The sequence below is a fragment of the Acinetobacter kyonggiensis genome, from assembly GCF_900107285.1.
In the GTDB taxonomy this organism is placed as follows: domain Bacteria; phylum Pseudomonadota; class Gammaproteobacteria; order Pseudomonadales; family Moraxellaceae; genus Acinetobacter; species Acinetobacter kyonggiensis.
In genome coordinates this window covers 1-17,232 of sequence record NZ_FNPK01000019.1, presented here as the reverse complement: position 1 = coordinate 17,232, position 17,232 = coordinate 1, and the positions used below count along the sequence as shown (strand labels likewise).

The window sequence follows — 17,232 nt, the reverse complement described above, 5'->3', positions numbered from 1 at the left end:
CAGGACATTATGCGTTTAAGCAGCTTAAAACTTTCCGGCTTTAAATCTTTTGCCGATAGTACGACTTTACACTTCAAGGCGAATCGTACCGCTGTGGTTGGGCCAAATGGCTGTGGTAAATCCAATGTGATTGATGCCATTCGTTGGGTCATGGGTGAATCAAGCGCACGGCAACTGCGTGGCGGTAGCATGCAGGATGTCATTTTTACGGGTACAGCAAAACGTAAACCTGTCGGTGTGGCAAGTGTTGAATTACGCTTTGATAATACCTATGGCAAGCTCGGTGGGACATACAATGCCTACAATGAATTAGCAGTACGTCGTCAGGTCAACCGTGATGGCAAGTCTGAATATTTCTTAAATGGTACTAAATGCCGTCGTCGTGATATCACCGATATTTTTCTGGGTACAGGTCTAGGGCCACGTTCATATTCAATTATTGAACAAGGCATGATTAACCGTCTGGTCGATGCCAAACCTGATGAAATGCGCGTATTTATTGAGGAAGCTGCGGGAGTCTCACGTTATCAGGCCCGTCGTCGTGAAACGTTGTTGCATCTCGATCACACCACACAGAATTTATCGCGTCTGGAAGATATTAATGCGGAACTGAAGTCACAGCTGAAAACGCTAAAACGTCAGTCTGAAACCGCTGTGCAATACAAAGAACTTGAAACTCAGATTCGTACCATCAAAATTGAAGTGTTGTCATTTCAATGTGAGCAAAGCAGCCGCTTGCAGCAAGAATATACTGTGCAGATGAATGACTTGGGGGAAAGCTTTAAGTTAGTTCGCTCGGAACTGAGTACTTTAGAACATGATTTAACGGCAACCAGTGAATTATTTCAACGCCTGATTCAACAGTCCACGCCTTTGCAAAACGAATGGCAACAGGCAGAGAAAAAATGTTCTGAATTAAAAATGACACTGGAACAAAAACAGTCTTTATTTCAACAGAATACCTCGACTTTAACGCAGTTAGAACAACAAAAATTACAAACCAAAGAACGACTACAGCTGATTGAATTGCAAATTGAAACCTTGCAAGCGCAATATGAACAGCAGAGCGAGCAATTACAGCAGCAAGAAAGTCAGAGCCAAGATCAAAGCCAAAATGTGGGTGGTTTGAAAGCACAACAACAACAGGTGCAACAGCAATTTGAATTGGTCAAAACTCAGGTTGAAAAACAGCAACAGCACAAGCTGCAAATGTTGGCGCAAAGTGAGCAATTAGCCAAAAATATCATCCGAATAGAACAGCAAAAGCAAACCTTGCAACAGCAAACTGCTCAAATCCAACAGCAAAATCAGCATGATGATATTGAACAGCTTGAGCAGGACAAAATTCAATTCACACAGCAGTTTGAGCAGTTAGAACAAAATATTCAAACCCAGAAACAAACATTAGAGTTAGCACAGGCACAATATACGCAGCAGAAAAATGTTGTTTCCAGTTTGAAGTCTGAAATTCAGGTGTTGCAATCGGAACAAAAAAATCTGAATCAATTGCTGATTAAAAACAGTCCGAAAGTTCAGAAGGATACTGTGCAATTGATGCAGGTATTCAAGCTGAAAGATCAAGCCAAACCGCATGCCAATTTAATTGAAAAGTTTTTGGCGAAATGGCTTTCTGCACAAATATTAGATGCGAATGCTCATTTTGCTGAAAGTATTGCTCGTCAGCTTAAAAGTACTCTTTTACAAAATCGGATTCAGTTAGCGGATTTAGCGTGTTTGGCCGATTGGATTGAGTCACCCCAGCATTCCATTTGGCAGCAGGTGGCTGTGGCAGACACTTTAACTCAGGCATTGTCTTTGCAAAGCCAATTAGGCTTAGGGCAGTCCATTTTAAGTCTGGATGGCTATCATGTCGGTGTGGATTGGGTGATTGGTTTATTTTATGATGAAGCCAGTCAAGCAGGGCAAGGGGTACTCAGCCATCGCATTCGTTTAGATGAAATTGAAAGTACACTGGCACAGCAGTTACCAAAGCTTGAAGTGGCTGAACAACAAGTGCCAGAAGTGCTACAACACATTCAAACCTTGCAAAAAAATATTCAAGATCAGCAAGAGACGTTAAAGCAACAGCAAACGGCATTGCAACAGCTTGATGTCAAAATAGCGCAAGTACAAAGCACAGTTCAGGCATTTTCAGTGCAAAAGCAACAATTGCAACATCAGTTACAACAACTGGATGAGCAGCTGGAAGAAGATGCTATGCAAAAAGATGATTTGGAAATTGATTTGCATGCCTTAAATTTGAAATTGGAACAGGCTTTACCGCATTATAAAACCATGCAATTTCAAGTTGAGGAACTTACCGAGCAGCTTGAAAATACGCAACAAATTTGGCAGCAGGCGCAACAGGAATTGGAGTTGCTGCGTCGTCAGACCGCACAAACGGGACAGCAAACTGAACTATTGGAAAAAGATGCTTCATTCTTAAAAGCGCAATATCAACAAATTATGCTACAAATGGCACAAGCGAAAAATTTTATCGATCCTGTGCAATTGGAATTACCCGCACTGGAGTCACAATTTAATCAACAAGCCCTAGTGACAGAGAAATTGCAAAAGACTTGGCATGAATGGCAAGTTGAACTGAATAATTTGCAAGAAAAACAGCAATCTTTGACTAAGCAGCGTCATCAACAGCAACAACACGATGAAAAATTACGTGGTCAATTGGAAGAAAAACGTCTGGCTTGGCAAGTCACGAAATCTGATTTGCAGCATTATTCAGAACAATTGACAGCTTTAAATAGTGAAGTCATTGCAGGTTTAAGCATTGATTTGCTGGCACATCAACAACAGCTAGAAAAAGCACAACAACGCTTTGATAAGTTGGGCGCGGTGAATTTAGCTGCCTCGGAAGAATATGAAGAAGTATCGAAGCGTTTTGCCGAGTTGAGTCACCAAATTGAAGATTTGGAAAAAACGGTTGATCAATTAAAAAATGCCATGAAAAGTATTGATCAAGAAACCCGCAAATTGTTTATGACCACCTTTGATCGGGTCAATATCGAGCTACAAGATTTGTTCCCTAAAGTATTTAATGGTGGGGAAGCGAGTTTAAGTCTTGAAGATGACTGGCAATCGGGTGTAAAACTAATGGCTCGTCCACCGGGTAAACGTAACAGTTCTTTGGCATTATTGTCTGGTGGTGAAAAAGCACTCACGGCATTGGCATTGGTGTTTGCAATCTTCCGTCTGAATCCAGCACCGTTCTGTGTTTTAGATGAAGTGGATGCACCTTTGGATGATGCCAATGTGGGAAGATTTTGTAATTTGGTAAAAGAGCTTTCTGAACAAGTACAATTCATTTACATTACTCATAATAAAGTTGCAATGACGATGGCAACCGATTTGTTAGGTGTTACCATGCCAGAACCCGGTACATCAAAATTAGTCACTGTCGATTTGGAACAGGCAAAAGAATACGGTTTAGTCGCGGAGTCATAATATGGAAGTCACAACCGTCGTTGGTATTGTTATCGCCGTTATCATTATGTTATTCGGTTTAAAAATGCTGTTTAAAAAACCTGCTGATGCAGCACCTTCATTGGATTCAGAACTGCATGTCGACTCAGATAGCCAGCAGCCTGTGATTCCTCGCCATGTACGTGATCAATTACAAAATGCCGCAGAAACGTCAAGCATTGAAGCGACTCAAGATTTAACCAGTACAGAAGAAAAAACTGAAAATACTGAGGCTAACGCAGCTGAAAGTAGTAACAATATTGAATCAGGTGTAGATTCGCTTGAACCTGAACTGGCTAAAGCGGTCGATGTTGCAACTGAACAACCCGCTCAATTGAAAAAAACCGAAGCAAAAGAAGCGGCAGAATTTAGTCTGAATGCCAATATCGCCAAAGCTGAAATTTCAGAGTTTGAAGATGAAAGCAGCATTTTGGATGAGCATTTACATGAACAGCAGCGTGTTGATGAGGAAAGTGCATTATCCACTGCGGTTGAATTCATTGCGTTAAATATTTATCCAGAACGTCGTGTGCTTTCAGGTGAAAAAACCTTAAAAGTCTTGCTTAAATATGGTCTACGTTTTGGTGAAATGGCGTGTTTCCATCGTTATAGTCAAGACGATAGCAAATTACTCTTTTCCGTTTTACAAATCACCGATGAAGGCGCGGCTGGTTTTGACCTTGAAACCTTGTCCACTGAACAAGTCAAAGGTTTAGCATTTTTCTTAGCGTTACCACATAGTGACGTACAAAATGCCTTTGATACCATGGACAGTATTTCGCGCTTAATTGCCCGTGAAATTGATGGCACTGTTTACGATCAAAATAATCAAGAATTTACGCCACAGTTACGTGAGCAATGGCGTCATCAGGCGATTGATTACCGTTCAGGACATGCAGCAGAAGTTTAGTTTGAAACAGAAGCACTCGATTTCTATAATAGCGAGTAGATAAAATTTTTTAAGGGCGGAAAATAGACCGCCCTTTTTTATGGTGAAGAAATGACTCAAGATTCAACTATCAAAGCGCAAATGCGTCAATTGATCCAAATTTTAGCCAAGCATAATCATGCTTATTATGTAATGGATCAACCGACCATTGAAGATAGTGAATATGATCAATTGTTTCATCAGTTGAAAGCGTTAGAACAACAATATCCAGAATGTATACAAGCCGATACACCGACCAATAAAGTGGGCGGTCAAGCACTGCCTAAATTTGACAGTATTACCCATGTTGTACCCATGCTGTCATTGGGTAATGTATTTAATCAAGAAGATCTATTTGCATTTGCACGTCGTATTGAAGAACGCTTGCCGAATCAGAAAATTCAATATGATGTGGAATTAAAATTTGATGGCTTGGCGATTTCACTGTGGTATGAAAACGGGATATTGGTTCGTGGTGTGACCCGTGGCGATGGTGAAACAGGGGAAGATATTACTCAAAATGTTAAAACCATTCGTAACTTACCGAAGGTTTTAAGTTCTGATTTGGTGAAAATTCCGACACTGTTAGAAGTGCGTGGTGAAGTGTTAATGCCGAAAGCGGGCTTTGAGAAACTGAATGCGGAGAATGAAGCCAAAGGTGAAAAGACTTTTGCCAATCCACGTAATGCAGCAGCAGGTAGTTTACGTCAGTTAGACCCAGCAGTCGCGGCATCTCGTCCTTTGGCATTTTATGCCTATGGTATTGCACAATGTGAACCAAATCATGGCTTAACATCAATGTCCGAAAGCTTACAGTGGTTAACCAATTTTGGTTTTGCTGTCGGTGAGCGCCATTTTGTTTGCGATAGCATTCAAGAAGTCCAAGAAAAATATGAACAGATCAATGCAGAACGCCCAAACTTAAGCGTTGAAATTGATGGCATGGTCGTCAAAGTCGATGATCTAAAACAGCAACAACAGTTGGGTTTTCTAAGTCGTGAGCCACGTTGGGCAACTGCCTATAAATTTCCAGCCGTTGCCGCTTTAACCACGGTTGAAAATATTGATTGGCAAGTGGGTCGGACGGGAACTTTAACCCCAGTCGCACGGTTAAATCCAGTTGCTGTAGGCGGGGTCACTGTATCCAATGTGACATTGCATAATATTGGTGAAATCCATCGTTTAGATGTCCGCGTTGGCGATACCGTCAGTGTATACCGCAGTGGCGATGTAGGTGTCACCATGAACTCAAGTGTTTCAAGTAGAACTCAATTAGATTTTCAAATGGCAGTATAAGGGTAGCAATAATGTCTAACTATAAATTTAACGACAACCAAATCGCCATTATTGAAAAGCTAGGGCTTAATTCAGATATAGACGATGCAGAGAAGTTATTTTCTTCTAATGATCACAGTTTTGAAGAGTTGGAAACATTGCTTAAAGTTGCCAATGCTCTTTACAGATCCGGTTATCCGATTATTGAGGATGAGAAGTATGATGAATATCTTAGCTACTTGAAAATTTATGATCCCGAGAATCCATTCTTATTAAATGTAGAGCCTGAATTTTTAATCGATAGCAAGACTGTCCCACTTCCAAAGAAAATGCTTTCTACTGATAAAGCATATTCTTTTGAAGAAATTAAAAAATGGACGGAAAGAATTACAAAAGCCGCGTCTGAAATTGGATTTAATCGAGATTTAATCAATATTAAAGTTACACCAAAACTTGATGGTTATGCTGCTTATGATGACGGCATAACTCTCTACACCCGAGGTGATGGGACAAGAGGTCAAGATATTACTCGTGCATTTGAACGAGGACTCAAAGTAGCAAAAAACGCAGGAAGAGGTTTAGGCCCTGGCGAAATCGTAATCAAGAAAAGTTACTTTAATGAACTGTTGAGTGAAAAGTTTGAAAACTCACGCAATATCCAAGCAGCAATTATTGCTGAAAAGAAAGTTGATGAAGATGTTCAAAAGGCAATTGATGAAGGTGCCTGTGTCTTCTACCCTTTTTCACTATTAGATAAATGGACGGGAAGTATTGAAGAGTTGTTGTCAAAATTTGATAGTATTCTTGAAAGTATGTGGAACTCAGTTGATTTTGATATTGATGGATTAGTCTTAGAATCAACAAATGCACCGATTAAAGAGCATATGGGCTCTACGAGAAAATTTCATAGGTGGCAAATCGCTTTTAAAGTGAATGAAGAATCGGCTGAAGTCGAAGTATTGAGAGTTGTTCATCAGACTTCAAGGACTGGTCGAGTTTCACCAGTAGCTGAATTGGTTCCGACAAAACTTAGTGGGGCTACTTTAAGCAGGGCAACCGTTCATCACTATAATATGGTGAAGACAAATGGGGTTGGTCCTGGCGCAATCATTAAGCTAGTCAGAAGTGGCTTAGTTATTCCAAAAATTGAAGAAGTTATCAAACGAGCAGAGCCAGAATTACCTGAAAATTGTTCTAGTTGTGGTGCTCACCTTATTTGGGAAGGCGATCATTTAATATGCCCGAATAAGTCAGACTGTCCTGCCCAAACCGAGAATACACTGATTCATTTTTTTAAAACATTGGGTAATGTCGATGGCTTTGGGCCAAAGGTGATTGAAAAAATAACTAATCAAGGTATTAAGCACATCCACGAAATCTATCAGATTCCTAAGCATCAATTTGTAGAGTTTGGATTTGGAGATAAAACGTCACAGAATCTTATCGATCAACTCCAAGCAAGTAGACAGATTGAAATAGAGGATTGGAGGTTTCTTGCTGCATTTGGAGTTACCCGATTAGCTGGCGGAAACTGTGAGAAATTACTTCGGCATCATGCCATAGTTCAGGTTTTCGAAATATCAGTCGAGGATATGGTTAAAATAGATGGATTTGCACAACTAAGCGCTGAAGCTATTGTCGAAGGTTTAGCAAACGTTAGAGAAGAGTTTTTCAAAGTATATAACCTCGGTTTCAACTTAAGTGTTACACCCAATGAATCTGATAGAGAAAGTTCAGATTCGCCTATAGCTGGAGCAGTCGTTGTATTTACTGGCTCGATGCAACAAGGTTCCCGTGACGATATGGAAAAGAATGCAAAAGCACTTGGAGCTAAAGTGGCTAAAACTGTTACCGGTAAAACTACCTATCTGGTAACTGGCGACAAGGTCGGTGAAACTAAGATTAATGCAGCTCGTGATAAAGGCGTTAAGGTATTAACTGAACAGGAATACCTTAACTTAATTGGTTAACTTTAAATATTTAGTTGTACTAGCTCAGGCCTAAGCTGATAGCTACCCAGTTTTTCTGGTGCCAGCGCCAGATTAGGTTTGAGCTAAATTGCGACACAAAAAAGATGTGCTATTTCATAGTCAAGAGTAACCTGTTTTTTTCTAAAAGTGTTTGGTGATCATGAGACATTAGATTTCATGTGATGAAAGTCCGAGCCTCACTGGGCACTCTTTTTCTGCGAAATTAAAACCAATGTTTCTGCATTTTTTGTAGCAGACTTTTATTAATCTTAATGCCAGAGACAGAACCAAGTACCGCATCCACAGCACACTTTGGGCAAATAGCAGTATGAGATATTTGAGGTTTATCAATCGCATCCAGATAGTAATGTATAGTATATATTATGGAATTTTTGAATAGCCACTAAATTTGGCTACACATTAGAAATACCTCAACTTAAACTCCTAAAAAAATTCAGCACATTTCAATTTTGGCTAAAATCTACGCCAAAATATTTTCCATTAGAGATATATTGCTTTTGATTAAGCTAATTTCATCATTTAATTTTTCTATTTTTTTGTTTAAAAAATCTGTTACTTCAGGATTATCTTCACAAAGTGATTTTATAAAAGAAATGTTATGTTCCTTTTCTTGAATCTGTTTTAAGAGTTCTAGTTCCTTTAATTCAAATATTTGTCCCAATTTATTAAGAATTGGACTTACTCTTAATTCATTCATTAACTCTGTTTCACAGTAGCTGAATCGATTTTGTGTCGATTGGGATGGATCAATACTCAAATATTTATAACGAACAAGTATCTTTAGTGCTTTATAAATTTCAAATTGATTTTTTTTATTAATTTTTACATTGTTACCCATTATCAATTTGACAAAATCTTTAGCCTCCCAATTCGAGATATTATGATTCTTAAAAATTGTCATGAACTCATCATAGAAAGGTAATGGAGTAGGTTTAGCCATCAGATTGATCTCATAACACGAAAAGAGGATTATAATCCGTGGATGTATAGTCCTCAATTGCTGATATTACTGTTTTTTATACTTTTTAGTAAAAATGACAGAATTAGCATCAAAAATTGGGCAGTCGATCCGTCAAAAAAGAACACAATCCAATATCACACAAGAATCTCTTGCACTTCAATGTGGAATTGATCGGAGCTATATGGGGCGTATTGAACGTGGCGAGGTCAACCTCACTGTCGAAAAACTTTATGAAATTGCACGAGCATTAGAGACCAATGCAAAAGAGTTATTACCATAAGTTCAACGCCGAGTCCTGTCGCATCTTCTTTAATTCAAATAGCTTTTTTTGTTGATTTCTCCCACAATACCCTCAAAGAAATTTGAGAGTCATCAGTGTGATTACAGGCGAAATTAAAAGCAAAATTGACCAGATCTGGAACTCTTTTTGGAGTGGTGGTATTTCCAATCCTTTAGAAGTCATGGAGCAAATGACTTATCTGCTCTTTATCCGCCGACTAGATGAAATTCAGATCACCAAAGAAAAGAAAGCCAACCGCCTAAAAACTGCTGTAGAAAAGCCAATTTTCACACCTGAACAAGATCATTTACGTTGGTCAAAATTTATTACGCTTGGCGATCCAACGCAGCTTTTCGACACCATCGCCAATGAAGTTTTTCCCTTCATTAAAAGCATTGGCAATGAAGATGACACTACTTACAGTCATCACATGAAAGATGCTCGTTTTACGATTCCAAACGCTGCGCTTTTAACTAAAGTAGTTGATCTGTTGGCTGAAGTACCAATGGATGACAAAGATACCAAAGGTGATATTTACGAATACATGCTCGGTAAGATCGCTTCAGCAGGTCAGAATGGTCAGTTCCGTACACCTCGACATATCATCAAGATGATCGTGGAGATGATGCAGCCAAAACCAACAGATACCATCTGTGACCCTGCTTGCGGTACAGCAGGCTTCCTCGTTGCAGCCAGTGAATACTTAAACGAACATCACAGCACTGAGATTTTTGCCAATCCTGAAGCAGCAAAACGTTTCAGTGAAGAAACATTCTTTGGTTATGACTTCGACAGCACCATGCTTCGTATTGGTTCAATGAACATGATGCTGCATGGCGTTGAAAACCCAAGTATCGAAAACCGTGATTCTTTGAGCCAAGAACATTCACACATTGAAAGTCAGTTCAGTCTGATTCTTGCCAACCCTCCATTTGCAGGCAGCCTAGACTACGAAAGCTGTGCCAAGAATATTCAGGATATTGTCAAAACTAAAAAAACTGAATTACTGTTTTTAGCCTTGTTTTTACGCATATTAAAAACAGGTGGTCGTGCTGCGATCATTGTACCTGATGGTGTGTTATTCGGTTCTTCTAAAGCACATAAAGATTTGCGTCAAAAGATTGTAGAAGAGCAAAAGCTGGAAGCAATTATCTCGATGCCTTCAGGTGTATTTAAACCGTATGCAGGCGTTTCAACTGCCATTATGATTTTCACCAAAACTGAATCGGGTGGTACGGACAAGGTTTGGTTCTATGACATGCAGGCAGATGGTTACTCACTCGATGACAAGCGCAACGAGTTAGATGCTTCTAAGCATGAAAATAACAATATTGCTGACATTATTGCTCGTTTTAAGAACTTGGATGCTGAAGTTGACCATAAAGCGACAGAACAAAGTTTCTTAGTTGATAAAGCTGATATTGCGGCTAATGGTTATGACTTGTCGATTAACCGCTATAAGGAAGTAGTGTATGAGCAAGTCGAATATGAAACACCAAGCAAGATTTTGGCAGATTTAGAGCAGCTTGAGCAGGACATTATAAAAGGAATGAATAAGCTTAAGGAGATGTTGAAATGACATTTCCAGTATCAAAATTCATAGATATTGTCCAAGATAAATCAGGTGGAAATCAAAAGTTACCCCACGAGCTTTTTCTAGCTAAAGGAGATTATCCTGTTGTTGATCAAGGAAAAAAGTTCATCGCAGGATATATAAATGATAAGGACTATTTGGTAAAAAGTACGGATTTACCTGTTGTAATTTTTGGTGATCATACAAAAGCTATTAAGTTTATTGATTTTCCATTTGCAATGGGGGCAGATGGTGTCAAAGTTCTCAAGCCTAAAGCAGAATGTGATACTAAATATTTATATCATTATCTGAGATATGCCAAAATTCCTGATGCAGGATATAGTAGACATTATAAATTCCTAAAAGAATTGGAAATCCCACTCCCATCACTTTCAGAACAACGCCGAATTGCGTCTATTTTAGATAAAGCAGATGAATTACGCCAAAAACGTCAGCAAGCGATTGAAAAGTTAGATCAGCTTTTACAAGCTACATTTATTGATATGTTTGGTGATCCTATAACTAATCCTAAGAATTGGGAAACAGCATCAATAGATAAAATTTGTTCAAATATTGTGGACTGCGTCAATAAAACAGCCCCGATTGTTGAATATGAAACACACTATAAAATGATAAGAACGACAAATGTTAGAAATTACAAAGTTGATCTATCTTTGGTGCGTTATGTAGAAAAAGAAACTTTTGATAAGTGGAATAGAAGACTGACACCTCAGCGTGGTGATGTAATCCTAACTAGGGAGGCACCTGTTGGAGAAGTTGGTATTTTAGAAAGTGATGATTCAGTTTTTCTGGGACAGCGATTAATGTTGTATAGGGTAAATCTAGAGTTTACTACTCCTGAATATCTTTTATATTTTTTAATGTCGGATAGCTTTAAAATCCAATACGAACAAATGAGTTCAGGAAGTACAGTAAAACATTTATCTGTTCCTCAATGTTCAAAATGGAATATTCTCGTACCACCTATTGAATTACAGCTAAAGTTTTCTCAATTTTATAAAATGATTCACAGTAATTCAAAATTAATGCATATTTCATTTGATAAAGCTGATACATTATTTAAATCATTACAAAACCAAGCATTTAGCGGAAATTTATAAAATTATTTGAGGGGAAAGTATGAGCAATTTTCAGTTTTTAGAGCCTGAGTTTAGCAAGCTAGCACTCACAGCGAAGGAAGCTGAAAAGCTCGTGTATATTTCCCCTCAAGCATCTTTGATGTTTGCCCGAAATTCCTTAGAAAATCTTGTCTTTTGGCTCTATCAATACGATAAAAAACTGACTCAGCCTTACGATCCATCCCTGTATAGCCTGATCAGTGATGTAAAATTCAAAGACATTATCCCGCCCTACATTTGGGACAAAATGGATAATATCCGCATGGTGGGCAACAGTGCGGTACATGGTAAAAAATTCAAACAATTGACCACTGAAGAAACCGTTAAACACATCAGCCATTTATTCCTGATCTATGTGTGGTTTGAGCGTACTTATGGCTCACCATCAAAAGATCGCTCTCAGGCTGTTCTATTTAACCCTAAACTGATTCCTAACACAGATAACACCCAACAAGTCACAGCAAACAAAGAGCAGTTACAGCAAGAAGCCAAAGCCTTTGATAAAGAATTTGCTGAACAACACAAAGCTTTGCGTGAACGGGAACAAAAGCTGCTAGAGCTGTCTGCAAGTTTAGAAGAACGTGAAAAACTGCTCGCCAATATTGATGCTGATCTAGCTCAAAAACGTCAGCAAGTCGAACAAGCCAAACTCGCTAATAGCAAAGTTCAAGACCATACTGACTATAAAGAAAACGAAACCCGTAAGCTTAAAATTGATCTACTGCTCGAAGAAGCAGGTTGGGAAATTGGTGTTACTGCACGAGAAGAAGTCCCAGTCACAGGAATGCCAAGCACATCAGGTAAAGGTTCAGTCGATTATGTACTGTATGATGCCAATGGCTTACCTTTGGCGTTGGTAGAAGCTAAACGTACATCGGTCGATCCTGAAGTAGGTCAACAACAGGCAAAACTCTATGCTGACTGTTTAGAACAGCAAACAGGACAACGCCCTGTTATCTTCTACACCAATGGTTATCGCACCCGTATCTGGAATGACGTACAAGGTGGCCCACCTCGTTTAGTTCATGGCTTCTACACTCAAGCTGAACTGAAACGCCTGATTGAAAGGCGTAAAAACAACCCTGATCTTGGCAGTTTCCCAATCAATGCCAATATTGTAGAGCGTTACTACCAGACCCGTGCCATCAAAGCCATGCTCGCTGCGTTTCAACGTAAGGAACGTGCGGGCTTACTCATCATGGCAACAGGTACAGGCAAAACCCGTACTGCGATTGCCTTGGTCGATGTGTTGATGAAAGCCAATGTGGTGCAGAAAGTCCTATTTCTCGCTGACCGTACTTCACTGGTGGTACAAGCCACCAACGCCTTTAAAGCAAACTTACCTGATTCTGCACCTGTCAATTTGGTGGAAAGCAAAACACAGAATGGACGAGTTTATCTTTCTACCTATCAGACCATGATGGGCTTGATTGATGAAATGAATGCGGATGGCACACGCAAATACGGCACAGGCATGTTCGACCTGATTATTGTCGATGAAGCCCACCGTAGTGTGTACCAAAAGTTTGGTGAGATTTTTAAATACTTTGACAGTTTGCTTGTCGGTTTGACCGCCACACCACGAGATGAAGTAGACCGTGATACCTATGCATTGTTTGGCTTAGAAAGCGGTGTCCCAACCGATTACTACGATTTAAACCAAGCCATTGCCGATGGCTATCTCGTGCCACCTAAAGCCTATTCAGTACCATTGAAGTTCATGCGTGAAGGCGTGAAATATGATGAGCTTTCAGAAGAAGAAAAACTGCATTGGGATGAACTGGATTGGGATGGTGGTGATGCTCCTGATGAGGTAACGGCATCCAAGATCAACAAAGAACTGTTCAATACTGGTACGGTAGACAAGATGCTTCAACACTTGATGGAAAATGGCATCAAGGTTGAAGGTGGAGATATGTTGGGTAAAACCATCATTTTTGCAGTCAATCAGAACCATGCCAACTTCATTGCGGAACGCTTTGATAAAAACTATCCGCACTATGACGGCAAGTTTGCCCGTGTCATCACACACTCGACCAAGTACGCACAGAGCTTGATTGATAGCTTCAGTAAAAAGGATCTGGCTGATCCACAAGTTGCCATTTCTGTAGATATGCTCGATACAGGGATTGATGTTCCTGAAGTGGTTAACCTTGTTTTCTTCAAGTCTGTACGCTCAAAAGTGAAGTTTACGCAGATGATTGGGCGTGGTACACGGCTTTGCAAAGACCTGTTTGCCCCTGAAATGGACAAGAAAGAATTCTATATTTTCGACTACTGTTCCAATTTTGAATACTTCAATGAAAATCCTGATGGTGCGCCTATTTCGACCACAGAACCATTGGGACAACGCCTATTCAAGGCTCGATTGAATGTTTTGAGTTTGCTTAATTCACCCGATTATCAAACCGAAGAAATGAAAGCTGTACAGCAAGAAATGCGTCAGAGTTTGCATACTGAAGTGAAGTCGATGAATAAGGACAATTTCATTGTTAAATCTGAAATTGAGCATGTTGAACATTTTAAAAATGACACTGCATGGGACAATTTGGATGACCTTGCAATTGGCACATTACGAGAACACATTTCTAAGCTTCCGAACGAACTAGAGTCCGAGACACTAGAAGCCAAGCTATTTGATATGCTTTGCTACAATATTGAACTTGCTGTGTTGGAAAAGAATAATAAGGCAATTCAGGTTTATGCCAATAAAGTCATCGAAATCGCTTCCAAGTTGGAAACTAAAGAAAATATTCCTGTAGTCGCTGCACAAATCGCATTAATCCAAGATCTTCAAACTGTTGAATATTGGAAAGGCATCACCTTGCCAATGCTTGAATCCATGCGTAAACGCATTCGTGGTTTGGTGAAACTGATTGAGAAATCCACCTCGACCATCGTGTACTCAATGTTGGATGATGAATTAGGTGATGTAACAGAAGTAGATATTCCTGTGGTTTCAAGCGGTGTGAACATTGCTCAGTACCGTAAGCGTGTCGAGAGTTTCATTAAAGCCAATGCAGACCACATTACCATTGCTAAATTGAAGCGTGGCCTAGCTCTAACACCAACTGACCTAAGTGAGCTTGAGCGTTTTGTCTTTGAAGCTCAGGAAGTGGAAAGCAAAGACAAATTTGAAGAATGTTTTGGTACTGAAAAGTCTTTACCGTTGTTTATCCGTTCTTTAGTTGGATTAGATCGTCAGGCAGTTCAGGAAGCATTTTCTAAATATTTACATGGTACAAGCTATAACGAGAAGCAGATTCGCTTTGTGGAGATGCTTATTGAGCATTTAACAATGCGAGGAATTTTAGAAGCATCGCAACTTTATGAGCCACCGTTCAATCAAATCCATTATGAAGGGATAGATGGCGTGTTTGGTGATGGAGATGCTGACAATATTTTTGGGGTTGTTGAAGCATTTAATCAGAGTGCGGTGGCATAAACTTTAAAATTTTATTTAATAATGTACTAGGGGTTAATTTATGAATGCACATTCATATGAAATGGAAAAAACAACATTAATCAATGAAATAGATCGTACAAGTTTATTAATTAACAAATTAATTAGCAACGTAGATTTAGAGCTGTTAAATAGTCAGCAACTTGAAAAACTTAAAAACTATAGTGAGAAGAACAAAAAGCTCAAACACAAATTAGAGAGTAATGAGTTTGAAATTGCTATTGTTGGCTTAGAGAAGGCTGGTAAGTCCACTTTTGCTAATGCCTTGATTGATAACTATGTATTACCTTCAGCACCCGAACGATGTACTTTTACTACAACGAGATTAGTTAGCGGATCGGATAAAGCTACTGTAGAGTTTTATACTGAAGCTGAATTTAATCAAATTTTTCAAGACATGCTTTTGGAGCTTGAATATCCAGAAGCAACAAGCATTAGTTTTAAAGATTTAGACAGTAATGAATTTGAAACCTACTTTGCTAATTTAGAAGAAAAAAATAATCAACTGCATAAAAATCATGTAGGTAAAACAGATCAAGAGATTTTAGACATTTTAAAATCTAAGTCAAAATTGACTTTAAATGGAGGGAAAATTGAATTTTATGGAGATGAGTTAAATGAAGAGAAATTTCAAACCTATATTAAAGGAGAAAAAAATGATACTTCTAAACCAAGAAGTGTGAAAAAAATTGAAATTGAATCTTCTAAGCTAAATCAAATAGAAACAGCGATAATTTATGATGTCCCTGGGTTTGACTCACCAACAAAACTACATATTCGTCAAACTGAAGAACGTTTAAAAAATGCTGATGCTATTATTCTAGTTACAAATGCTGGAACCAATCCTAGTATTCAAGGAACATCATTAAGCGTTATTAAAAACAATACTGATAGTGATGGGATTGCTTTAAAAGATAAGTTATTTGTTTTTGGTAATCAAATTGATAGAGTAAACAATCCTGAACAACTAATTGGTAACTATGAAATCCTAAAAAATGATGTCCTAAAATATAAAATTGGTACGGAAAAAAGAGTATTCGCGGGATCAGCTTATAAGTATCTTGTTTCTGAAAAATCCATTATTCAAGATAAAGATTATGTATGTAAGTATGATATTGATTCGGGTATAGATGCAATTAGATCTGAATTGGAACATTATTATCAGACTGAGAGATTTCAAATATTAAAACAAAAAGTAAATACAAATTTAAAATGTGTTAAAACTGTTTTTGAAGAAATTCATCAAAATAATGATTCAAAATATAATATTGATACTTCCTCTGATAAGCAAAAAAGTTTAATTATTACTGCGGAATATCGTAAAATTCAGAAGAGATTAAGAGAGCAACTTAAGACATTTATTTTTAATAAAAAGCATCAGATTCATAACGAAAAATGGTTATCTAATAAAATTCAAGAGGAAATTGAAAGTAATAAGTATTTTAATGAAGTTGAAGAAGAATTCTTTGATAAAGTAAGAATTCTTACTGATGAAAGTATTCGTGTCGATTTACAAGTGGAGAAAGTAAATAGACACATGAGAGATGAAATTCATCTACAGTATTTAGAAGATTACCTAAACTTAATCAAAGATATTACTAATGAAAATTGTAAAGAAATTGAAGTCTTATTGCTTAAAGATTTTGCAAGTGCTGTAACCGGAAATTCTTCATATAGCGAAGAGATTCAAGAGCTGTGTGAAAATATAATAAAGAAAATCACTTCAGAAGTTGCTCACAATTCATATAGATTTACATATCTCGTAGAAAGATTTTCCCGGGATATATTTGATATACTTTTAAACTCTCCGATAGCAAGCCATGATAGGATGAATCGTTTTGAAAGATCTAGTCATGAAATAATACATCTAGATCATTATTATTCAAAAGGGCAAGGTAATCTTGTTAACTTGCTTTTAAGCCAAAATGAAAGTTCTTTAATTGTTGATGCTGGGCGAATTCAAACATGAGGTGCGACAGTTTCAAAAGCCATATGATAATCAACAAGCTGAGCAAATTTCTCTAATGGTGTAAGCCAATCTAACGCCTTTCTAGGACGAGTATTCAGTGACATGGCAACTTGATTTAAATAATGCTGATCTGCCTGATTTAAATCAATCCCTTTAGGTAAATATTGCCTAAT

General features: G+C 38.2%; 9 protein-coding genes and 2 pseudogenes. 9 read left to right on the top strand and 2 right to left on the bottom strand.

Translation table 11 applies throughout. The features are described from left to right. The first annotated feature begins 9 nt into the window (after positions 1-9). The 4 genes and pseudogenes from smc to BLV99_RS13485 all read left to right on the top strand — a co-directional run bounded on the left by smc (position 10) and on the right by BLV99_RS13485 (position 7,653). Positions 10-3,462 (top strand): chromosome segregation protein SMC, encoded by a 3,453-nt coding sequence (smc, locus tag BLV99_RS13500; protein WP_092691612.1) that lies wholly within the window; start codon positions 10-12, stop codon positions 3,460-3,462. Position 3,463: 1 nt separating this feature from the next. Then, complete coding sequence (locus BLV99_RS13495) at positions 3,464-4,390, top strand: cell division protein ZipA C-terminal FtsZ-binding domain-containing protein (RefSeq protein WP_092691609.1); 927 nt, start codon at positions 3,464-3,466, stop codon at positions 4,388-4,390. Between the two features lie 90 nt (positions 4,391-4,480). Continuing rightward, a pseudogene (ligA, locus tag BLV99_RS13490) lies at positions 4,481-5,641 on the top strand (NAD-dependent DNA ligase LigA); the annotation flags it as partial. 74 nt (positions 5,642-5,715) lie between these two features. After that, positions 5,716-7,653: a BRCT domain-containing protein gene (locus tag BLV99_RS13485; RefSeq protein ID WP_092691602.1), complete on the top strand. Its 1,938-nt coding sequence runs from the start codon at positions 5,716-5,718 to the stop codon at positions 7,651-7,653. Positions 7,654-8,134: 481 nt separating this feature from the next. On the opposite strand, the gene BLV99_RS13480 is transcribed toward BLV99_RS13485, so the two are convergent. After that, on the bottom strand, positions 8,135-8,614 hold the full coding sequence (locus BLV99_RS13480) for a hypothetical protein (protein ID WP_092691599.1): 480 nt from the start codon (positions 8,612-8,614) through the stop codon (positions 8,135-8,137). Between the two features lie 94 nt (positions 8,615-8,708). On the opposite strand from BLV99_RS13480, the gene BLV99_RS13475 reads away from it, so the two are divergent. The 5 genes from BLV99_RS13475 to BLV99_RS13455 all read left to right on the top strand — a co-directional run bounded on the left by BLV99_RS13475 (position 8,709) and on the right by BLV99_RS13455 (position 17,059). Then, the gene (locus tag BLV99_RS13475) at positions 8,709-8,915 is read left to right on the top strand and encodes a helix-turn-helix domain-containing protein (RefSeq protein WP_092691596.1); all 207 of its coding nucleotides are present in this window, start codon (positions 8,709-8,711) and stop codon (positions 8,913-8,915) included. A gap of 97 nt (positions 8,916-9,012) precedes the next feature. Beyond that, entirely contained in the window at positions 9,013-10,494 is a 1,482-nt protein-coding gene (locus BLV99_RS13470) for a type I restriction-modification system subunit M (RefSeq protein WP_092691593.1), read from the top strand. Then, entirely contained in the window at positions 10,491-11,609 is a 1,119-nt protein-coding gene (locus tag BLV99_RS13465) for a restriction endonuclease subunit S (RefSeq protein WP_092691590.1), read from the top strand. The genes BLV99_RS13470 and BLV99_RS13465 overlap by 4 nt, the downstream gene beginning before the upstream one ends. Before the next feature lie 19 nt (positions 11,610-11,628). Continuing rightward, entirely contained in the window at positions 11,629-15,072 is a 3,444-nt protein-coding gene (locus tag BLV99_RS13460) for a DEAD/DEAH box helicase family protein (RefSeq protein WP_092691588.1), read from the top strand. A gap of 40 nt (positions 15,073-15,112) precedes the next feature. Further along, the gene (locus BLV99_RS13455; RefSeq protein ID WP_092691585.1) at positions 15,113-17,059 is read left to right on the top strand and encodes a dynamin family protein; all 1,947 of its coding nucleotides are present in this window, start codon (positions 15,113-15,115) and stop codon (positions 17,057-17,059) included. Here the strand turns inward: BLV99_RS13455 and BLV99_RS13450 are convergent. Further along, positions 17,050-17,232 (bottom strand): annotated as a pseudogene (locus BLV99_RS13450) (IS30 family transposase); the annotation flags it as partial. The gene BLV99_RS13455 and the pseudogene BLV99_RS13450 overlap by 10 nt on opposite strands.